This window comes from Aquiflexum lacus (assembly GCF_015476655.1).
GTDB classification, from domain to species: Bacteria; Bacteroidota; Bacteroidia; order Cytophagales; family Cyclobacteriaceae; genus Aquiflexum; species Aquiflexum lacus.
On record NZ_JABFHF010000014.1, the window covers coordinates 23,824 to 43,820 of the forward strand.

Below are 19,997 nucleotides of genomic sequence, written 5' to 3' on the forward strand. Positions count from 1 at the left end.
AACCATGGAAGCTAAAAAGACGCCAAAAGCGGATTTGACCAAGAGAACAGGCATGTTCATGAATCTTGGTTTGCTCATTAGCGTCGGATTGGTCCTATTTGCTTTCGAATACAAGTCTTTTGACGAGAGAAATTTGAAAGATCTTGGGCAGGTAGCCGATGATTTTGAGGAACTGTTGGACATTCCGATTACGGAACAGCCACCACCACCGCCACCACCAATAGAACAGCCAGTCATTCAGGAAATTCCTGATGAAGTGGAAATCGAAGAAAAAATCGAAGTAAACTTCGATGTGGATGTAAAAGAAGAAACAGTCATTAAAGAAGTCGTCATTGCTGATGCACCAGTTGTAGAAAAAGCAGATGAAATTTTTGATGTTGTTGAAAACTCTCCTGAATTTCCCGGAGGAATGCAAGCATGGAATACATACCTTAGTAAAAACCTAAAATACCCAACTCAAGCAAGACGTATGGGTGTTGAAGGAACTGTATATGTGGTGTTTGTAGTGAATACGGATGGCTCAGTGCAAGATGTTGAAATCCTCAGAGGTATCGGAGGAGGCTGTGATGAAGAAGCACTTAGAGTGGTCAGTGGAGCTCCGAAGTGGACTCCAGGTAAGCAGAGAGGTCGCCCTGTAAGGGTAAGAATGAGACTTCCAATAAGATTCAAACTTGGATAAAAATATTAAAGGGGCTTCTGCCCCTTTATTTTTACATTAATTAACTAATTTTTTATTCTATTTTCTTTTCGATTAGTTATTTATTAACTAAATTCATGGTAAACAAAAAATCCTTCACCATGGAACCCAAAAAACACCCCCATTTAGAATTGACGAGCATAAGGCCAATGTTGCAAAATTTTGCTTTACTCATCAGTGTATCGATCGTCTTGTTTGCTTTTGAATGGAAGTCCCCAAAAGACCTTAAGACAACATTTTCTGCCATACAAATGCAAATATGGGATGACACCCCTGATATACCCATAACTATCCATGAATTGCCCCCGCCTCCCATTTCATCACCTATCCTAATAGAAATCGATAATAATGAAATCATAGAAAAAGAAAACCATCAGATCGATATCAATGTTGATGAGTCTATGATTTCTCCTGTTCCCTTTATATTGATTCCTCCTGTTATAGAAATTGCTGACGAAGTGTTGGACTTTACTGAGGTAATGCCTGAACCTATCGGTGGTATGGCAGCATGGAACAATTACTTAAACCAAAACCTAAAATATCCCACCCCAGCCAAAAGAATGGGGGTTGAAGGTACTGTCTATATATCGTTCATTGTAAATTCCGATGGAAGCATCAGTGATGTGGAATTAATGAGAGGTATCGGTGCAGGATGTGATGAAGAAGCCATGAGGGTGATCACCAATGCGCCTGCTTGGAAACCGGGTAAACAAAGTTCAAGACCTGTTAGAGTCAGAATGAGGTTACCAATTAGATTCAAGCTTCAATGATTTTGGGAAATTTTATACCTCTGATAATGCGGGACGTGAACCTCATTCCTACTTCCCTTATATCCACTTACCAAAAATAACTTTCACTCCAAAGTGATTTCCCCATTTGGTAAGTCCATTGTCATAAGAAAAATAGGTTCCACCTAATTGCAGCCCGAAACTCAGGGCAAAGTTATTGTCAAACAATAAGTGATAGCCCGGCTCAATCCAAAGTCCGACATTATTGTGTTCTTCTATCTTATTTCTCGTAAGACTAACTATTGGTGCAACAAAAAACCCTTTTGACCTTTCCTTCTTGTCCAGTTTTGCTTTAAAAAATATGGGCAGAGCGGTCTCAAGTCCAAAATGGCTTATTTCATTTCCTTCATTCCTGATCCCAAGATTAAATATTGAAGTTATTCTTACATCAAGTCTCTTTGTCAAGGATGTTTGGTAAACAATTGGTAAAATATTGATATCCAACTCTCCTTTGTCATAAAATGGTTCGACAGTTACACTTGGATTGAGTCCAAAAAAGTTAGATTTATTTTCACTTTGGGCATTAAGAGGATTGACGAAGAAAAACAAAATCATTGTCAAAAATATCACGTAATTAATTTGCCATCTTTTTGTCATTGACATTCTATACATATTCATAACCTTTCGGAGATTTGTGATGTACTCGAAATTCAGCAACCGGGAAACTATTGATGTTTATTTATAGAACTGGAATTATGCATTTTTAGATGAAATCAGGAAGACTAAATCATCTGGTAACAATTGGACTAAAACTCAAAATAGCGATTTTTTTTCCTTTTCAAAAATTCAATCAAAGCATATTCATATTGGACACGCTCCGAGAGACATCATCAGGCTGAATAATTCTGTTTACAGCAATTTTTTTATAATCCAAAAAACAAAAACTATAATCAAAACGACGATTATTACCCCTACCCATAAGCCGGCTTCGAAAATATCACCAATCACACTGCAACCAGTAAATGTGATCATAAATAGGAATAAAGCTAATATTTTTAAAATTTGATTTTTCATATCTATACTATTTTGAATCTTTCCAAGGGAAGAATATTCATTGATTCCAATAGATAGCGTAAAAAATGATGCCATAAAAAATGCTGTTTAGTTATAACCTGCTCTGCACCTCAAGTTGATCAAATATTTGTGTGATATTTTGATATCCATCAGGTTAAATTTTAAAAATTTAGATTTTAACTGTACCCAAGTGTGGTGGGAAAAAGTACAGATATGTAACGAATTGGTTACACTAATTTGAAACAGGAATATAAATGTCGAATGTTGTTCCTGTATTCAATTGGCTATTGGCAATAATAATTCCACCATGGTTATCCACGACTTTTTTAACGATCGCAAGTCCAATTCCTGTTCCCCTGAATTCAGTTTTCTCATGAAGGCGATAGAATATTTCAAATATTTTTTCATTGTACATTGGTTCAAAGCCAATGCCATTGTCAGTAACAGATATATGGCAGTACTTTTTATGTGGGGAAAGTTTGACTTTATTAAATCCTAGACCGTCGACTATTTCACTTTTGATAATTATTCGAGGCAATCTTGAAGAACTAGAAAATTTTAAAGCGTTTTCTATCAGGTTATGCATGAGTTGACGGAATTGGAAAGGTATGATGTTGACCTTATTTAGTGCTGCTACCTCAAGTGTTGCGTGTTTATCGTTCAATTCCTCTTTTAAATCATCCTTCACTTCATCAATGAGTTGATTGAGATCAGTGTATTCAAATTTCCGTTCTGTTGTATTGGTGCGTGAGTAGTCGAGTAAATCCTGAACCAATAATTGCATGGAATTGGCAGAATTCTGCACCCGCCTTAAATAATCTATCCCAATATCCGAAAAATTATCTTTCTCATCTTCTACGATACGGGATATGAATACTTGAATTTTGCGCAGTGGCCCCTGTAAATCGTGGCTGGTAATATAGGCGAATGCTTGAAGTTCACTATTCATTTTCTCCAATTCAGCATTTTTAATTTGTAATATTTCTTCTTGTTTCTTTTTTTCAGTTAAGTCGGTTATAATCATACCGATGGATGGAATGGTAGGGAATAAGGATGTAAGAGAAATATAAACAGGAATTATTTTATCAGCAATCAATAAATTTATTTCGCCTTTTGTTTGCTCAATTAAAGCATTCTTAAAAAGCTCTTTGAAAGTTTCTTTTGATTCAGGATGTATATATTGATAAAAAGAATTTCCGATAACACTTTCATAGGAAAGATTTAAAAGCTCAGGAAAATAATTATTCGTATAAACAATTAATCCTTCTTCGGATAGGTTAAGTGCGCCTTCTCCAAAATTCTCTACCAACAATCGATAAGCATAATCTACGGTTCGAAGCGTGAAAATTTCGGATTGGTTATTCGTCTTCAATGCAAAGGCATCTACTTCACCGCCCTTAATGGCTTCAATTAACTGCTCGTATTCATCCAATCGGCCTTGCAACTCTTCGATTTTCAATGCGGATTGTTCAGCAGATAATTTCATTTTCAAAAAACTATTTTTCAGTTGTAATGCCCAATGATTTCAATACTTTTTCTGTGTCGGATAATGTTCCCACCAAGGTCCTTTTTGGCAAAGGTAATTTTTTTAGCAGTGAAGGGCTGAAAACGATATGTTGTTCCAAGGCAAGCTTGGGATTCTTATAAATATCTATTATTTCCAATTCAAAAGCATCTTTTAAATGTTTGTCGCACAGCCATTTAATATTCCGAATGGCTTCCATTGATTTTTGGGACATCCCTGAGATATAAAGGGTTAGTTCTAACTTGTCTTCAATAATTACTACGTCCGTTGTATTTTCTTTCATGTTAAGATAATTAACTATTTATCGGACGGATATTTAAACCAACTAATACTTTTTCCTCATTGGAAAGGTCTCCGATTATCTTCCTTAATGGTACAGGGACTTTTCGCACCAAGGTGGGTATGGCAAATATCTGATCCCCCTCAGCTAACTGTGGATTTTTTAAAAGGTCAATCACTTCAATAATATACTTGCCTTCTAAATGTTGTTCACAATACTTTGTGATATTCCTTAAGGCAAGTACTGAATTGGGCGTTTGCCCGGCTATGTATAAACGTAATTCCCATTTTCCTTCATTTGACATAGCTTCCTATTTTTTGTTTGAAGTAGTGAATTGAATTCCTTTTCCTGTAATAATAAAATCATGTCGATTGTTTGAGTGAGCCATGCCCCTCGATTTCACAATGAGCAAACTGCGTACCCTTTCATAGTTACGTTCCTCGTTCTTTAAATCTATCCATGTGTCTGCAAGAGATGAAACTGCATCTACGGTAGAATTGTTATATTCCGATTGGCCATCATAGGTGAGGGATGTGAACAACGCGTTGACCTGCTTTTTTTTGAGTGTATCCATTAATCTTACCAACATGGCACGTACTTCATTGGTATTACCAATTGTGATTAAGCTGCTGATGGGGTCAATGATTACGGTACGTGGTTTTAACTCCTCTAATAATTTATTCAAAACCATCAGATGCAATTCCAAACCTTGCAGGGAAGGCCTCGAAGCTTGAATGAGAAGCATTTTTTCTTGAATAGCTTGCTCAAAATCAATTCCGATGGTTGCCATATTTCTTACCAATTGGTCAGGTGATTCTTCAAAGGAAAAAAAGAGCGTAGATTCTTTGCGTTTGCAACTGCTCATCGCAAAGTGTGCTGCCAGGATTGTTTTTGAAGTGCCCGCATTGCCGGTTATAAGTATGCTGCTTGCACGATAAACCCCCCCTGTCGAAAATGATTTGTCCAATGCAGGTAATCCTGTAGAAATAATTTCTGTTGATGATTTGTAATCCAACTTCAATGAGGTGACCGGGAGAACAGAAATACCACTTTCGTCAATGAGAAAGGGGTATTCATTTGTCCCATGCGTGCTGCCACGATATTTTACAATGCGCAACCTCCGTGTTGCTATTTGTTCTATCACCCGAAAATCAAGGAGTATGACGCAATCGGAGACATATTCTTCCAAACCTTGTCTCGTTAATGAACTTTCACCTCTTTCGCCGGTGATTATTGCTGTTACGCCTTTTTCTTTGAGCCATGTAAATAATCTACGGATTTCAGAACGGAGTAATGTCATATTTTCCATTCCCGAAAATATCGATTCAATCGTATCAAGCACTACCCTTTTTGCACCAATGGAATCAATGGCATAATTTAGACGAATAAATATTCCTTCTAAATCATATTCGCCGGTTTCTTCTATCTCTGAACGTTCTATGCGGACATGGTCAATACGCAGTTTTTTTTCTGCTTTTAATTTTTCAAAATCAAAACCCAAGGACTCAAAATTTTGTGTAAGGTCGCTTGGGGATTCTTCAAAACTCATGAAAACGCCAGGCTCATCATATGCCGTAATTCCTTTTACCAAAAACTGCGCAGCAAATAAAGTTTTGCCGCATCCGGCACTACCACAAATAAGCACTGGACGGCCTTTGGGAAATCCTCCGTTGGTGATTTCATCCAGCCCGCTTATACCTGTAGGAGTTTTAAGTAAGGTGCCCATTCCATTGTTCGGCATCGATAATTGGTTTTAAAATAAAAATATACACAAGTTAGTCAAAAAAGCCCCGATTTAATTAAAGCGAAGTTTTCTTTTGCAGCTAGCTTAATAATAGCGTTGTTTCTATTACATTATGAAGGTACGCGATGTTGCTATTAAAACGGTAATTCAATATAATCCTCGCTAGGAAACTGAAATGTCAGGTGCATCCCTGCCGGGAGCCACCCTGTTTGAAGTTCAATATTAGGTTACTGGCAAAATAGCGGATGACCATGATATTGTTTTCTTATTCCTAATCCTGATAGCTTTACGGATTAAAAAAACCCAATCTAAACTCAATACATTTTACAAAATATTCAAAGACTGCTCTTTGATTTTTTCCAGCTCGTCCTTCATGATGACCACATGTTTTTGTATCTGTGCATCATTGGCCTTGGAACCTATGGTATTGATCTCACGGCCGATTTCCTGACTGATAAAGCCCAGTTTTTTACCCTGATTATTATCCTCTTTCAAGTTCTTTTCAAAATAATCAAGGTGGGTTTCCAACCTGACCAATTCCTCTGTAATATCAATTTTTTCAAAATAATAAATCAATTCCTGCTCAAATCGGTTCTTGTCAAAACTGTTTTCCTCTAACCAATCCTTGAAATTATTTCTGATCCTTTCTTTGATTCTTTCTTTGCGGACCGGATCTGCTTTTTTAACTTCAGTAAGTCCTTTTCTGATGACTGAAAGATTCTCCATAAATTTTCCTTCCAATACTTTTCCTTCATCGCTTCTAAAAGAATCGCATTCTTTGAGCGCTTTGAAAATAGCGGATTTAACTCTTTCCCATTCCTGCCCTTCTGAGTCTTTTTCTACCACATTGGTGATAACATTTGGCGACTGCAGAGCAAGCTTGAACAGATCCTCGCTTTGGCCTCCGGACTTTTCCATCAATGCCTGATACTTATTGTAATAATTCAGAAAAAGCTCCTCATTGATACCGACAGGAAGGTCTTCAGCCGTCTTGTTGGTAAAATCAATGGTAAGGTTGACTTTACCTCTCTCCAAGGCCCCACTGACCATGTTTCTGATTTCCAATTCTTTATCCGAAAACTGTTTGGGCGACCTGATCGAAAGATCCAAAAATTTAGAATTTAATGTTTTGACTTCGACGCTGATAATGAAATTATTGTCTTCCAAGCTGGCCAAGCCATAGCCTGTCATTGATTTGATCATATTAAATGGTTCATTATAACAAAATTAGAAATTGTAGCCCAAGGTAACGTAAAATTTCAGATCATCACCCCTGTAATTCCGGACTGGTCTTGCCACATCAAATTTAAAATAATAATTCAACAACACCGTCCTCAGACCACCTCCATAACTTTGGAGCCATGGGTTATTGAAATTATTAAGCGTGATGACAAAAGGAGATCCCGGTGTACTGATGACCTCTGTATTCTGGTCGTTGACCCTTTCCCAAGGCGCTGCTGAGTTCCATGCAGAACCTACATCATAGAAGGCCACCAATTGGAAATTTTTAACAAAATTGGAAGTTATATTCCCCCTTGATAAATAAGAGAAAACAGGTATTCGCAGTTCCGTAGTGAATGTCATAACATTTCTCCCCCTGATTTCATCAAAAAGATAACCTCTCATATCAACAAATTCTGCAAAGAGTATATTTGAGTTTTCAACACCCTCAGGATTTCTCACAGGAGACTCTTCCGGTCTGTTGCTTGGTGGGTTGTAGAATTGATTGAAAAGCCAATTGTTCATTCCTCCTACCAAATAATTTTGAGGATTGTTACCAAAGAACGAGCCTACATACAAACGGGAAGCAAGAATAATATTTTTATGGATACTTTGATAGTTTCTGAAGTCCAGGTAGAAGTTTGTAAATGATCTTTCTGCCAAGTTCAGTCCCTGATAATGAACGACTCCTGTTTTGGCTTTTAGGCCTTTCTGCATGTAGAGCCCTACTTGCTGCGTATTGTCATAGACAAATTCAAACCTACCACCTGCATAATTCACATCCAATCTGTTTCGTTCCGGCATTTGACTCCTCACGATGGAGTCAGGGTTGAGATTGAAATATTGGGTCTTGGCTATCAATGGTGAGATGGTCACCCTAGAGTGAACATTGAAGGGATAAGAAAAACCAAATTCAGTCTTGTTCAAGACATACCTTTGGAATGTAAAGTCACCTTGGGATATCTGGAATGCCCTTCTATCATATCTCAACCTGAAGTCAATTCTTTGTTTGAGGTATTCATATTCAAAAAATATGTCACTGCCGGACCTAAAGTCCAATGGGGTCATTAGCCCTCCTTTAAAGTTATGGTTATCCAATATGTCTGTCATATTACCCGAAAGCGCAAGGCCAAAACCTCTCAATGGATCCACTATCCAATCCGTACTCAAACTATTGGTGATAAATTGTGGCATCATCCTTCTTGGACCTGTTACCCTCTTTTGTAGACTTTGTCTTCTAAAATTTTCAAGGATATTGCTTCTCCCACTTGCCTGAACAGGCCTGCTTTCAGGAGCCGCAATCCTTGGAATGGTATCAAAGGTATAATTGTCGGTATCTATTCCGCCCTTTCTTTCAAAGCGAAGTCTATCCGTACTGATACTTCCTGTAAGACTTTTTGGAGCAGGAATTGTATCCGTCTGCATTTCATTATCAGTCTCGATAGCCGGATCTGGAACTGTAGGTTGTGTAGCCGGAGCCGTTACTTTTGGAGGAGGGCTCAATAATAAATCCTCTAATCTAATGTTTAATGTAGTATCCCTCTTTGCCTGGGTCTGTACAGGTCTTCTCACGATTTCGGTTTGAGTAGGTCTTTGTTCAGCTTCCATCTCCATCCTCCTGGAGGAGATTCTTTCTGATAAGGTTTTTGCTTGGGAAAGCTGTATCCTGGGAGTGCTTGGGGTAAATTGGTCAACATTGGAATATGATTCCAAAACCAACTTGCTTTGGTTACCATCACGATAGGAGTAAGCAACCCTATTGGCTCTTGATGAATAATCAAAAGCCTCTAAGCTCTTGTTAAATGCAGACATTTGACTGGCGATTCCATTTGATAGGGTCAATCGCATCATGTTCATGATACCACTTTGATCACTAAGGAAAAGAACATTATTACCATTCAACACCCTAGGTCGGATATTTCGATTATTGAGATTGGTCAACTTGGTGATTTTGGCTGAATCTTCCATGTCCACCTGAAATAGGTTGAAATAATCCGGCAGTAATTTCACATCAGGTGTCCTTGTCAGCAGAGAATCTGCTATTGCTACTTGATTTGATGCAAAAATAATTGTGGAGTCATTCAGGAAAACAGGAGTGATATTATCAAAAACATCGTTGGTAATCCTCTTACCTACTCCTCTTACATTGAGGGAATAAATATCTGATTTGCCATTGGATATGGCTGAAAGCACCATATTTCTGCCTGTGGAATTGAAATCAAGGCTGAGAATCTGAGTAATGTTTCTAAGAAAAATCTTATCCTGTGCCGACCCATCAATGGCTCTGCTTCTCAACGTGGTAGTTCCCCTCTTGAAAGTGGCAATGGCAAGATTCAAAGTATCACGCCAAGCGATGATAGGTGAGGACAGGTTCACAGGTTGATCAGAAGAAACTGCACCACCGGAATAAATGGTTCTTTCTCTGCCGTTGGCCAATTCTCTAACCTGCACTTTAAATCTCCCACCATTATTGATCACATAAGCGAGATGCTTGGCATCGGGGCTAAATTTGATATCATTAATGATTCCAAGATGAGAAGTCGAAGTGGAAGCTATCTCATTGGATTCGTTTATTTCTTTGAAAGATGTAAATACCTGTTGATTTGTATTGAGGTAAAACTGCCTCCACTGATCCTGAAAGGTTTTGTAGTTGAGACCTATGGTATTGGCGATACTATTTTCTTCATTTCTGTTGATTCTGCTCAGATTCAATATACTGGAGATATACCTTCTCCCATATTTTTCAACTATAAAATTCCAAACCGACTGACCGACAAGACCCGCTTCCCGGTTTTTGAGTTTATGAAGTTTGATGGTTTTGTTTTCATTGAAATGGTGTCTCACAAAATCATCCATTTCCATACTCCAGCCGTGGGCAAGATACATGGCTGCACCTTCAATATACCATTCAGGAAAACTATTGATGAGGTTTGATTGAAATGCATCAGCAATCGTCGAACCGTAAAGCATCTCCTCAATGATAACCTTTGAGGTAGTATAGATCAATTCTCGCTTAAAAGATTCCCAAGTTCCTGTAAATGCCACTTCCCCTATCAGCCTACTGAAAAAAGTCTGACCATCTATGGTGAATTCGTCCTTGTTAAGATTGAGATTACTTTGAAGTATTTCCTCTTGGGAATTGTAAATGAAAATCTTTGGTTTGGTATAGGCAACATAGCCTATCAATTGGGTCAATCTGTCAAATTCAGATTCCAAATAATCAATGGCCATACGGGCATTATTGCCCCCACCATCGTTATAATACACTTCAAAATTATTGGAACTATAAAAATACCACTCGATATTTTTATGCTGTACTCTGTTCTTACCGAATCTTTCCCTGTCAAACTGCGCCCATGTCAAAAATGGCATCTGTAAAAAGAAGATTGACAAGCCTAAGATTATGATCCTATTTTTCATTTACCTGACTTCACTTGGGTTTTAAATATACTTAAAAATTTGAACTATGCATTTTTCCATCGTTGAATGTTAACATCTTTTTCAAGTTCCCTATCATAAATTAGCATTTCAACCATTTTTTTACTGTAATATGGAATAAGAGAAACTCCTTTGGCGCCGAAGCCATTAAATATGTAAACGCTCTTAAACTCGGTATGTTTTCCGATAAATGGCTTTCTGTCTCTCGTCGCAGGACGGATTCCATACCGATGGTATATTACTTCTTCCAACGGTATAGAAAGTAGCTTTTCCAGTTTATCCAAAATTTCTTTTTTTGACTTTTCGGTTGGTCCCAAATCCAAATCATCTTTGGTGTAGGTGGATCCGACACGGTGCAATCCATTTGGCAATGAAATCCTGAACACACCACGATTAACAATTTCATCTGGATAAAAAGCTTGCTTCACATCCAAAATTTCGCCTTTAACAGGTGCAAAAGGTAAATACCTAAAAAAGCGACTTTGCATAGCACCCAAGCCATTGCAATAAACGATGGCTTTGGCTGTAATTCCTTGATAGAAAACCCCTTCTTCCTTAATTTGTAAAAGATCCTCTTCAAACTTCCCCTCGACTAATAGTCCTTCCTTTTTTAAATATTTTGAATATTCATCCAATAACATGTTGATGTTTAAATATCCTGAGTTTTTAAGCATTATTCCTCCATAGGAATTCTTTACTTCAGGATACAAAGACTTGGTATGGATTTGATCAAAGTAATTTTGAAACCCGGATTCACCACTTTTTCCCATCCATTCATTTTGTTCTTCTATAGTCAAAAACGGCCTGTATATATTTTTAGGGAAAAGGAACTTACTGGACAGAAAAGATTCCATTTTTTGATACAATGGCTCGATTTCGGGGAAAAGCAAATCAGCATTCCAAGTTTTCACCATTTTTTTTCCTGTAATGGGATTGTACAATCCTGCTGCTACCCTACTGCTGAGATTGGACTCAGGTTGGTCAATAACCAATACTTTGGCCCCAAATTCCAACAAACGAAAAGACAGCACTGTACCTGCCAATCCCTGACCAATGAGTAAAAAATCTACATCCATGCCCAAAAATAATTTCTTTATTCGTTATTTTGAGTCTGACATCAAAAGATTTCCTTATGCTTCAACTTAAAGTATTCACCTTCAATCCCTTTCAGGAAAACACTTATATTTTATTTGATGAAACAAAGGAGGCTGTGATTTTTGATCCGGGCTGTTACGAAAAAGAAGAGAACGAAGAACTTGTTGCCTTCATCAACCTTGAAGGTCTAAAAGTAACCCATTTGATCAATACGCATTGTCACATTGACCATGTTTTGGGAAATTCATTTGTCAAAAACAAATTCAAGGTCCCCCTTTTGATCCATCAAAAAGAAATCCCTGTTTTGGAATCCGTTAAAGTATATGCACCCAATTATGGATTCCCCGGATATCAGGAAACCGAACCGGACAGATATATTGATGAGAAAGAAAAATTCAAATTCGGTAATACAGAATTGGATATTCTTTTTGTACCCGGACATGCACCCGGGCATCTGGTATTCTACCACAAAGACTCCAAAATATGCATTGCAGGAGACACCTTGTTTCAAGGAAGTATTGGAAGAACTGACCTTCCCGGAGGGGACCATCAGACTCTGCTCCGTGCGATCAAGTCTGAATTATTTTCCCTACCCGATGATACGGTAGTTTATCCCGGACATGGGCCGGAAACGACCATCGGCATTGAAAAACAACATAATCCTTTTGTAGGAAAAAATTCCAGTTACTGATGAAAAGACATATCCCAAACGCTCTGACAAGCGCAAATCTTCTTTGCGGGATGATAGGGATAATCTATGTATTGATGGGAGAAATAAATTACGGCGCCTATTTCATTCTTTTGGCAGCCCTGTTTGACTTCCTGGATGGATTTGTTGCCAGGATACTGAAAGTCAGTGGTGAGCTTGGGAAACAGTTGGATTCATTGGCCGATCTAGTGACTTTCGGGGTTTTACCATCATTTGTACTTTTCAAAATGGTGGAATCAAATACGGATATTTGGTATTTACCATTTTTGGTTTTGATCGTTGCTGTTTTCTCTGCGGTAAGGCTTGCCAAATTCAATATCGATGAAAGGCAATCAGATCGATTTATCGGTGTACCGACTCCTGCAAATGCCTTGTTGATCAGCACGCTACCTTTCCTGTCAGATAGAATCCTCTTATTCGAAGAATTTTTGGGCAATCCTTATCTATTGATTGGATTGGCATTTTTGATGTCTTATTTGCTGGTCGCGGAACTGCCATTGATTGCTCTTAAGTTCAAAGATTATTCTTTCACCAATAATATTTTTCGGTACTTCGTCATTGGATCTTCCCTCATCTTCCTCATTCTCTTGGGGATAGCAGGCATTCCATTTGCCATAATTTCATATATTGCGCTCTCGATAGCAGAAGCTTGGATTACAAAAAATGCCGAAAAATTATCCTAAATATTTAATAACCCTTTGTTTTCATTTGGCATTGAGTTTTGTTGTCCTTGAGGCATCTGCACAGGACAATGAAGCCTTTTTTAAATTCCCCGTCACAAAATCCGGTGTTTACAAAATCCCCTCAACTCAACTGAACAACCTTGGTTTTTCTGATATTGACGAGGTGTCAGTGTTTGGATATCCTGGAATGCTCCCTCAAAAACTGGACAGTATCAATACCAATTTACAGGAAATTCCCTCCATGATCTTAGACAACCAACTCGTTTTCTACATAGAAGGACCACATCAAGTGGAATTTGTAGATGGTGGACTTACATACCGCCATCATTTATATACTGACACACTTTATTACCTAATCGGAAAAAAGGAAATCGGAAACCCAATCCATACTGTCCAATCAGGAAATTCAGAAGAACCGAATTCCGATGAGAGGGTATATCAGGTCATCACCGAAAAATGGGAACAGACCAACCTGCTCAATTCTGGAAGAAACTGGTTTTCGGCCCCGATTTTTTCAGGAGGTAATTTGCAATATACTGCCCAAATCCCCGAAAACGCTCTCAATCCAGTTGAGATCAAATTGAAATTAATGGCCCAATCGCTAAGTCCAGCTACTTTCTCCATCAATGCAAACGGGCAATTACTTGATCAGATCAGTATTGCAGCAGTTCCCAATACTACCTACGGTATCAAAGGTCGGGAGGAAACATTTAGTACCTCATTTTCCACCAACAGCAACTTGGGACTGAATGTCCAGTTTCAAAGCAATGACATCAATGCTACGGGATACCTTGACTATTCCATACTGATTATTCCTTTTCAATCCTCTTTTTTAGGCAGTGGCATCTATTACCAATTGCAAGAACAAGATGTAGTTGTTTCAGTTGATGGTATGCTATGGAATGTCAGTGATCCATTTGATATTTATGAAATTCAGGGCACTGCTTCTTTGGCTTCAGGTGAAAAAATAGCTGTTTTTGAACTCAATGATATTCCAGAGATCAAAGAACTCAAGAGTATTGGGATGTCTCTCAGGAATATTGACCCTAAAACTGAACTGTTGATTGTCACCAATAGCATCCTTGCATCACAGGCTTCAAGGCTTTCTTCCCACAAAGAATCGATCGGGATATCCAGTAAAGTGGTTATTTTGGAAGATATCTACGATCAGTTTGGCTACGGCAGTAAGGACATCACCGCAATTAGGAATTTTTTGGCTTTCCATTTCCATAACGACCGAAAACTTAAGAATGTGATGTTTTTTGGTAAAGGAACTTTTGATTACAAAGACAAACTAGGGGGAAGACCAAACTTGGTCCCCACTTACAGTTCTAGAAACAGCCTCAACCCACTGACGACTTACAGTTCAGATGATTATTTTGGTTTTTTGGAATGGGGGCAGGGAGAATGGACAGAATCCAATTCAGGTGATGAGGATTTGAAAATCGGAGTAGGTAGAATCCCTGCCATCAACTTGGCAGAAGCAAGGGAAATGGTGAATAAGATCATTTTATACGAAACAGGCACTGCTATCTCAGGAGATTGGAAAAGAAACATTGCTTTCTTTGCTGATGATGGCGACAATAATATCCATTTGAGGGATGCTGAAGCACATGCTGGATTCCTTTCGGAAAATCACCCTGAATTTCTCATAAAAAAACTATACCTCGACCGGTTTGAGCAGGTTAGGAATGGTGCGGTTCAGAGTTCACCAGAAGCCAAGGAAAGACTGAAAGAATCCATCAAGGATGGTGTTTTATTGCTCAATTATATCGGACATGGTAATGAAACAACCTTGACCGCCGAGCGGATATTTACGGTTTCTGACCTGAATGATTGGCCTGAAAACCCATATCTACCGCTCTACGTTACAGCGACCTGTGAATTTGGCAGGCATGACAGCCCCTTGATAAGGTCAGCCGCTGAAGAGTTGCTTTTTGCTCAACGCAAGGGGGCCATTGGTTTATTGACCACCGGAAGACCGGTTTTCAGCAGTGTGAACTTTACTTTGAACAAGGCATTTATTGAAACCGTATTTCAAAAACAAAACGGTGAATCCCTTGACTTGGGTGAAATATTCAGAATCACCAAAAACAACAGTCAAAACGGACCTTTTAACAGAAATTTTTCACTATTGGGTGATCCTTCACTGAAATTGGCCATACCGGAACTTGAAACCACAACTACTTCAATTTTTGATGTCAGGATGGAAATGTCCACCGACACCTTAAAGGCCAAACAACAGGTTCAAATTACAGGACAGGTCACAGACCCACTGACAGGTGCTGTGCTTTCAGGCTCAAACGGCATTTATGAAATTCAAATCACAGACAAATCCAGAACTCTGAAATCCTTGGGAGATGAAAGCGAACCGGCTGATTTTCAGGAAGAACAAAACCTTTTATTCAAAGGACAGGGAGTTATTAATAATGGGGAGTTTGTTTCCAATGTTTTTATTCCCAGAAACATCGATTACAGTACAGGAGTAGGCACGGTAAGGATTTTTGCCCAATTGGACAATGGGATAGATGAAGCCATGGGTGCGGTAAGGATTCCTATTACAGGCACTTCCAACTATCAAAGTCCCGATAAAGAAGGTCCTGTAATCCAAATGTTATATGGCCAAGATTTGACACCTGAACCAAACACCAAATTCCCTTCGGCCAATATTCCGTTAAAAATCCTTTTGGAAGACATCTCAGGAATCAATATATCTTCCCAAAACATCGGACAGGATATATTGCTAAGAATCAATGATAGAAATCCCATCATCCTGAATGGTGATTTCACTGCCAAAGAAAATGGCTTTCAAAAAGGAGATATTCAAACCCTATTGATTGGTTTAAATGAAGGACCAAATACAATTTCTTTGGAAGCTTGGGACAATCTTGGCAACAGGTCTATAAAAACAGAAATCATTGATGTCAAGGGAAGTTTGGAATTGAGGATTTTGAGCCATAGCACATATCCCAATCCAACCTCTGAAAAGAGTAAATTTATAATTACCCACAACAGGCAATCTGAAAATCTATTTTTGGAATTTGAAGTTTATTCTGTGCAGGGTGGGATAATATTTAAAACGGCAAAGCGTTATCTAGAAGCAGATTTTTTACTGGAGGATTTTGAATGGAATTTTTTCCATTCAAAGACCAAATATCCCGTAAAAGGAACTTATATTTACAGGTTATTGCTCACTTCTGAAAAAGATGGTTCCTCAGATACTAAGAGCGGAAAAATTATTATTCAATGAAAATACAGATAAGAACCTTAATTGCCCTGACCATTTTTTCATGGTTTTTTCTTTTGTCCGATCATTTAAAAGGACAAACAGGCCCAATTATTTCAGGACAGGATCCTGATAGAAGGGTGATTACCACTGCGGTTCCATTCCTCAATTTTGCTCCTGATAGCAGGCATTCTGCCATGGGTGATGCTGGGGTTGCCACCAGTCCTGATGCGTTTTCAGCACATTGGAATGCCGGAAAGCTATCCTTTATAGAAGATGATATGGGATTCTCACTTTCTTATTCTCCTTGGTTGGGAAGATTGGTGAATGATATGTCCCTCAGTTACCTGACTGCATATAAAAAAATCGATGATGTATCTGCTTGGGGTTTCGACCTCAGGTATTTCAATATGGGAGATATTATCCAGACAGGCCTTTTGGGGCAGGAACTTGGAGAGTTTACTCCTAGGGAAATCGCCATTGGTGGGACATACTCAAGAAAACTTTCAGACAAATTAGGTCTCGGTATCTCAGCGAGATTTATTCACTCCAACCTTTCAGGCAATGTATCTTCCGTCGGAGGTGCTGAAAGCAGACCGGGTATTTCAGTCGGTACAGACGTTGGTGTTTATTACAATACCGAAGTGCTTACCGGTGATAAAATCGGAATTTGGTCTTGGGGAGCCACCATTACGAATATTGGTCCTAAACTCACCTACAATAGTGCTGATGACTTGGATTTTATTCCTACCAACTTGAGATTGGGTACCGCTTACCTGATGAATTTGAATGATTACAATTCACTGACATTTACACTGGACTTCAACAAGTTGCTTGTTCCTTCTCCACCAATATTTGCAACAGACGAAAATGGAGCCCTGATTCCTGATGGAGAAGGTGGCTTTGAAATTGAAAGAGGAAGAAATCCTGACAGACCGTTACTTTCAGGTATATTCGGATCATTCACTGATGCTCCTGATGGTTTCAGAGAGGAAATGCAAGAGGTAATGATTTCATTTGGGATGGAATACCTGTACAGTGAGACATTTGCCTTAAGGGCAGGGTATTTTTACGAAAACCCCAATAAAGGTGGAAGAAGATATTTCACCATGGGAGTTGGAATCATCTACAAAGAACTTGGGTTTGATTTTTCCTACCTCGTACCTCAACAACAAAATCATCCATTGGCTGAAACTTTAAGACTTTCGCTTTCCTACAATATTCCCAGTAAATGATTTTAGACAGGTCAACCGCACCGGGATTTCAGATCCCTAAAGAAATAAGTTTTCCAACACCATTAATCAGGACTCTTTCAAACGGAGTCCCGATTTATTTTATACCAACCCCTGAAATAGACGCCATCAAACTTGAAATCAGTACAGATGCAGGTTTGGCAGATGAAAACTTTGACAAAAAACTAGTCCCTTCCTTCACCTTACAAATGGTCATGGAAGGTAGTAAGACCAAAAATGCAGCAGAACTTGATGATTTTTTTGATACCTATGCCACTGAGGTGGAACCACTATTGGGATTTGAACATCAGGGACTTTCGCTCCTCACTACCAAAAAACATTTCAATACAGTACTACCTGTCTTCAGGGAACTGTTGACCGAGGCAGTCTTTCCAGAAAAAGAACTGGTCAAAAGAAAAAAACAAAAAGCCCTCAGCATCAGCATCCATAAAGAACAAAATGGACATAGGGCATCCTCTTTGTTTAGAAAAGCATTATTTGGTGAAAATCATTCTTTCGGACAGATTGCTGAGGAAACGGATGTTGACTTGTTTGGAAGAGAGGATTTGGAAGAATACTATCACCAAAAGCTGTGGACCAATCCAGAGATATTTCTGACAGGAAATATTGGAGAAGAGGAACTAAATGCTATTTTTAATGCTTTCGAAAATTTGCCAGTCAGATTATCTCCCCAATCCAATAGCGATCCTTTCAATATTCCTTCCCATAAAATCAGGGAAGAAAAAGAAAAATCCGTCCAAAGCAGTATCCGGATAGGATGCCACATGATTTCCAAGACTCACCCCGATTACCATCATCTATTGATATTCAACACGATTTTAGGGGGATATTTTGGATGCAGGTTAATCAAAAATATCAGAGAAGACAAAGGTTATACCTATGGTATCAGCAGTAGCCTTGGCGGTTTGAAGACTGCCGACTATTGGATTGTCATGGCGGATGTGATCAAAGAATATTCTGACAAGGTTATTGAAGAAGTATACCACGAAATCCAAACCTTACAAGAAGTGCCTGTACCCGTTGATGAAATGGAAACTGTAAGGAATTATATGGTTGGAAAATTACTGACCCAATTCAGTTCCAGCTTTGACCTTATTGGACGTTTCAAATCAATCCATCAGGCAGGGCTTGACTTTTCCTTTTTTCAATCCCAGCTTGAACATATCCTAAGCTTCAATCAGGAAGATATCATGGCTGTAGGCAAAAAATATTTCAAACAGGGGAATATGGTTGAAATTATTGTGGGTTGATTTTTTTCAGCACAGAATAAAGTGATGAAAAATCCCACCGACTTTTACACCATTTTTTGTACCATAAAAAAGTTTTTCCACTTGCATTCAGTTCTTCTGCCAAAGCCAGAAATCCCTCAGCAACATTGAAGTTGGCGGACCATAGGGCATGCTTTGTTTCAAACATTACCCGTTGCAGTAAAGCCTTATTTTCTTTAGGAGATCGGTTCATGGATTTAATTTTTTGACAAACCTTCAGGGTAGACGGCAGCATGACAGAATTTCTAGATCTATATTGAGAAGCAGCAAAAGATTTTGAATGGATTCTTTTCTTCACACCTATATGGTTGGAAAAAACAAAGGTGTATTTTCTCGCCAACCTTACCATGATATCAAAATCCTCATATGCCAGTTCTTCGTCATATCCTCCTTCTTTCCGAAAAAGATCTGCATCAAAGACCAAAGAAACTGAGGGAACCACATATTTCCTCACCAAATCCCTGTAAAGGTCCCCTACCCTGATTTTTTGCTTGAGTTTTCCTTTAAGACTCCGCTTGTAGAAGGTCTTTTCATTTCCCTTTTCATCTATCAAAAGCACATCTGAAAAGCAACAAGCCGAGCCCAAAAAATCCTGCAGCTTGATCACTGCCAACCTGATGTGGTCGGATGTCAATATATCATCTCCGGAAAGGTCAATCAGGTATTTGCCCTTTGCCATAGAAAAAGCATCATTAAATGACTTACAATAAGAAAGTGATTCTTCTCTGAAAATGGTACGAATCGGGAAATCCAATTTATGCTTTGCTATCCAATCTTGAATAATTAAAGGGGTAGTATCAGCACTCCCGTTGTCCACTATTATCAATTCAATATTGGGATAATCCTGTGTCCTCACACTTTCCAAAGCATCCTTAATGTACTGCTTCTGATTAAATGAGGTAAGTATAATGGTGACAAGAGGTTTCCCTTCCATAAATAAAAATGAATTTTTATGTCTTCTCGGTATTTAAAGTTTAGCAAGTAAACAAAATCTAATTTACAGCTTTACTTGAATAGTTATGTTATACTTTTTTTATTTGTTTATTGGGGAAAATA

The 19,997-nt window shown here is 38.5% G+C and carries 17 protein-coding genes; 7 read left to right on the plus strand and 10 right to left on the minus strand.

The window, feature by feature from the left end:
* The first annotated feature begins 4 nt into the window (after positions 1-4).
* Together HMJ38_RS13625 and HMJ38_RS13630 are read left to right on the plus strand one after the other, a co-directional pair.
* Positions 5-679, plus strand: coding sequence for an energy transducer TonB (locus HMJ38_RS13625; RefSeq protein ID WP_194974963.1), 675 nt, complete (start codon positions 5-7; stop codon positions 677-679).
* A gap of 119 nt (positions 680-798) precedes the next feature.
* Positions 799-1,467 (plus strand): energy transducer TonB, encoded by a 669-nt coding sequence (locus HMJ38_RS13630; RefSeq protein WP_194974964.1) that lies wholly within the window; start codon positions 799-801, stop codon positions 1,465-1,467.
* A 57-nt stretch (positions 1,468-1,524) separates the two neighbouring features.
* On the opposite strand, the gene HMJ38_RS13635 is transcribed toward HMJ38_RS13630, so the two are convergent.
* The 9 genes from HMJ38_RS13635 to HMJ38_RS13675 all read right to left on the minus strand — a co-directional run bounded on the left by HMJ38_RS13635 (position 1,525) and on the right by HMJ38_RS13675 (position 11,783).
* Positions 1,525-2,088, minus strand: a complete 564-nt coding sequence (locus tag HMJ38_RS13635) for a hypothetical protein (protein ID WP_194974965.1) — start codon at positions 2,086-2,088, stop codon at positions 1,525-1,527.
* Positions 2,089-2,334: 246 nt separating this feature from the next.
* Positions 2,335-2,574 carry a hypothetical protein gene (locus HMJ38_RS13640; RefSeq protein ID WP_194975068.1) on the minus strand — a complete coding sequence of 80 codons (240 nt, stop codon included), beginning with the start codon at positions 2,572-2,574 and terminating at the stop codon, positions 2,335-2,337.
* Positions 2,575-2,731: 157 nt separating this feature from the next.
* The gene (locus HMJ38_RS13645; protein WP_194974966.1) at positions 2,732-3,985 is read right to left on the minus strand and encodes a sensor histidine kinase; all 1,254 of its coding nucleotides are present in this window, start codon (positions 3,983-3,985) and stop codon (positions 2,732-2,734) included.
* A gap of 10 nt (positions 3,986-3,995) precedes the next feature.
* Positions 3,996-4,307, minus strand: a complete 312-nt coding sequence (locus tag HMJ38_RS13650; protein WP_194974967.1) for a circadian clock KaiB family protein — start codon at positions 4,305-4,307, stop codon at positions 3,996-3,998.
* 10 nt (positions 4,308-4,317) lie between these two features.
* Entirely contained in the window at positions 4,318-4,608 is a 291-nt protein-coding gene (locus tag HMJ38_RS13655; protein ID WP_194974968.1) for a circadian clock KaiB family protein, read from the minus strand.
* Positions 4,609-4,614: 6 nt separating this feature from the next.
* A complete protein-coding gene (gene kaiC, locus HMJ38_RS13660; protein WP_194974969.1) occupies positions 4,615-6,045 on the minus strand; it encodes a circadian clock protein KaiC in 1,431 nt (476 codons plus the stop codon).
* A 327-nt stretch (positions 6,046-6,372) separates the two neighbouring features.
* The gene (locus tag HMJ38_RS13665; protein WP_194974970.1) at positions 6,373-7,251 is read right to left on the minus strand and encodes a YicC/YloC family endoribonuclease; all 879 of its coding nucleotides are present in this window, start codon (positions 7,249-7,251) and stop codon (positions 6,373-6,375) included.
* 24 nt (positions 7,252-7,275) lie between these two features.
* The gene (locus HMJ38_RS13670; protein ID WP_194974971.1) at positions 7,276-10,689 is read right to left on the minus strand and encodes a biopolymer transporter Tol; all 3,414 of its coding nucleotides are present in this window, start codon (positions 10,687-10,689) and stop codon (positions 7,276-7,278) included.
* 44 nt (positions 10,690-10,733) lie between these two features.
* On the minus strand, positions 10,734-11,783 hold the full coding sequence (locus tag HMJ38_RS13675; protein WP_194974972.1) for an NAD(P)/FAD-dependent oxidoreductase: 1,050 nt from the start codon (positions 11,781-11,783) through the stop codon (positions 10,734-10,736).
* A gap of 56 nt (positions 11,784-11,839) precedes the next feature.
* Between HMJ38_RS13675 and HMJ38_RS13680 the strand changes: the two genes are divergently transcribed.
* The 5 genes from HMJ38_RS13680 to HMJ38_RS13700 are packed head-to-tail and all read left to right on the plus strand — an operon-like array spanning position 11,840 to position 18,923.
* The gene (locus HMJ38_RS13680) at positions 11,840-12,493 is read left to right on the plus strand and encodes an MBL fold metallo-hydrolase (protein ID WP_194974973.1); all 654 of its coding nucleotides are present in this window, start codon (positions 11,840-11,842) and stop codon (positions 12,491-12,493) included.
* On the plus strand, positions 12,493-13,194 hold the full coding sequence (gene pssA / locus HMJ38_RS13685) for a CDP-diacylglycerol--serine O-phosphatidyltransferase (protein WP_194974974.1): 702 nt from the start codon (positions 12,493-12,495) through the stop codon (positions 13,192-13,194). Before HMJ38_RS13680 ends, pssA begins: the two co-directional genes overlap by 1 nt.
* Positions 13,175-16,444 carry a type IX secretion system sortase PorU gene (gene porU, locus HMJ38_RS13690; RefSeq protein ID WP_194974975.1) on the plus strand — a complete coding sequence of 1,090 codons (3,270 nt, stop codon included), beginning with the start codon at positions 13,175-13,177 and terminating at the stop codon, positions 16,442-16,444. The genes pssA and porU overlap by 20 nt, the downstream gene beginning before the upstream one ends.
* Entirely contained in the window at positions 16,441-17,655 is a 1,215-nt protein-coding gene (gene porV / locus HMJ38_RS13695) for a type IX secretion system outer membrane channel protein PorV (RefSeq protein WP_194974976.1), read from the plus strand. Before porU ends, porV begins: the two co-directional genes overlap by 4 nt.
* On the plus strand, positions 17,652-18,923 hold the full coding sequence (locus tag HMJ38_RS13700) for a M16 family metallopeptidase (protein ID WP_194974977.1): 1,272 nt from the start codon (positions 17,652-17,654) through the stop codon (positions 18,921-18,923). Before porV ends, HMJ38_RS13700 begins: the two co-directional genes overlap by 4 nt.
* On the opposite strand, the gene HMJ38_RS13705 is transcribed toward HMJ38_RS13700, so the two are convergent.
* On the minus strand, positions 18,910-19,875 hold the full coding sequence (locus tag HMJ38_RS13705) for a glycosyltransferase (protein WP_194974978.1): 966 nt from the start codon (positions 19,873-19,875) through the stop codon (positions 18,910-18,912). The two genes, HMJ38_RS13700 and HMJ38_RS13705, sit on opposite strands and share 14 nt — an antisense overlap.
* Between the last annotated feature and the right edge of the window lie 122 nt (positions 19,876-19,997).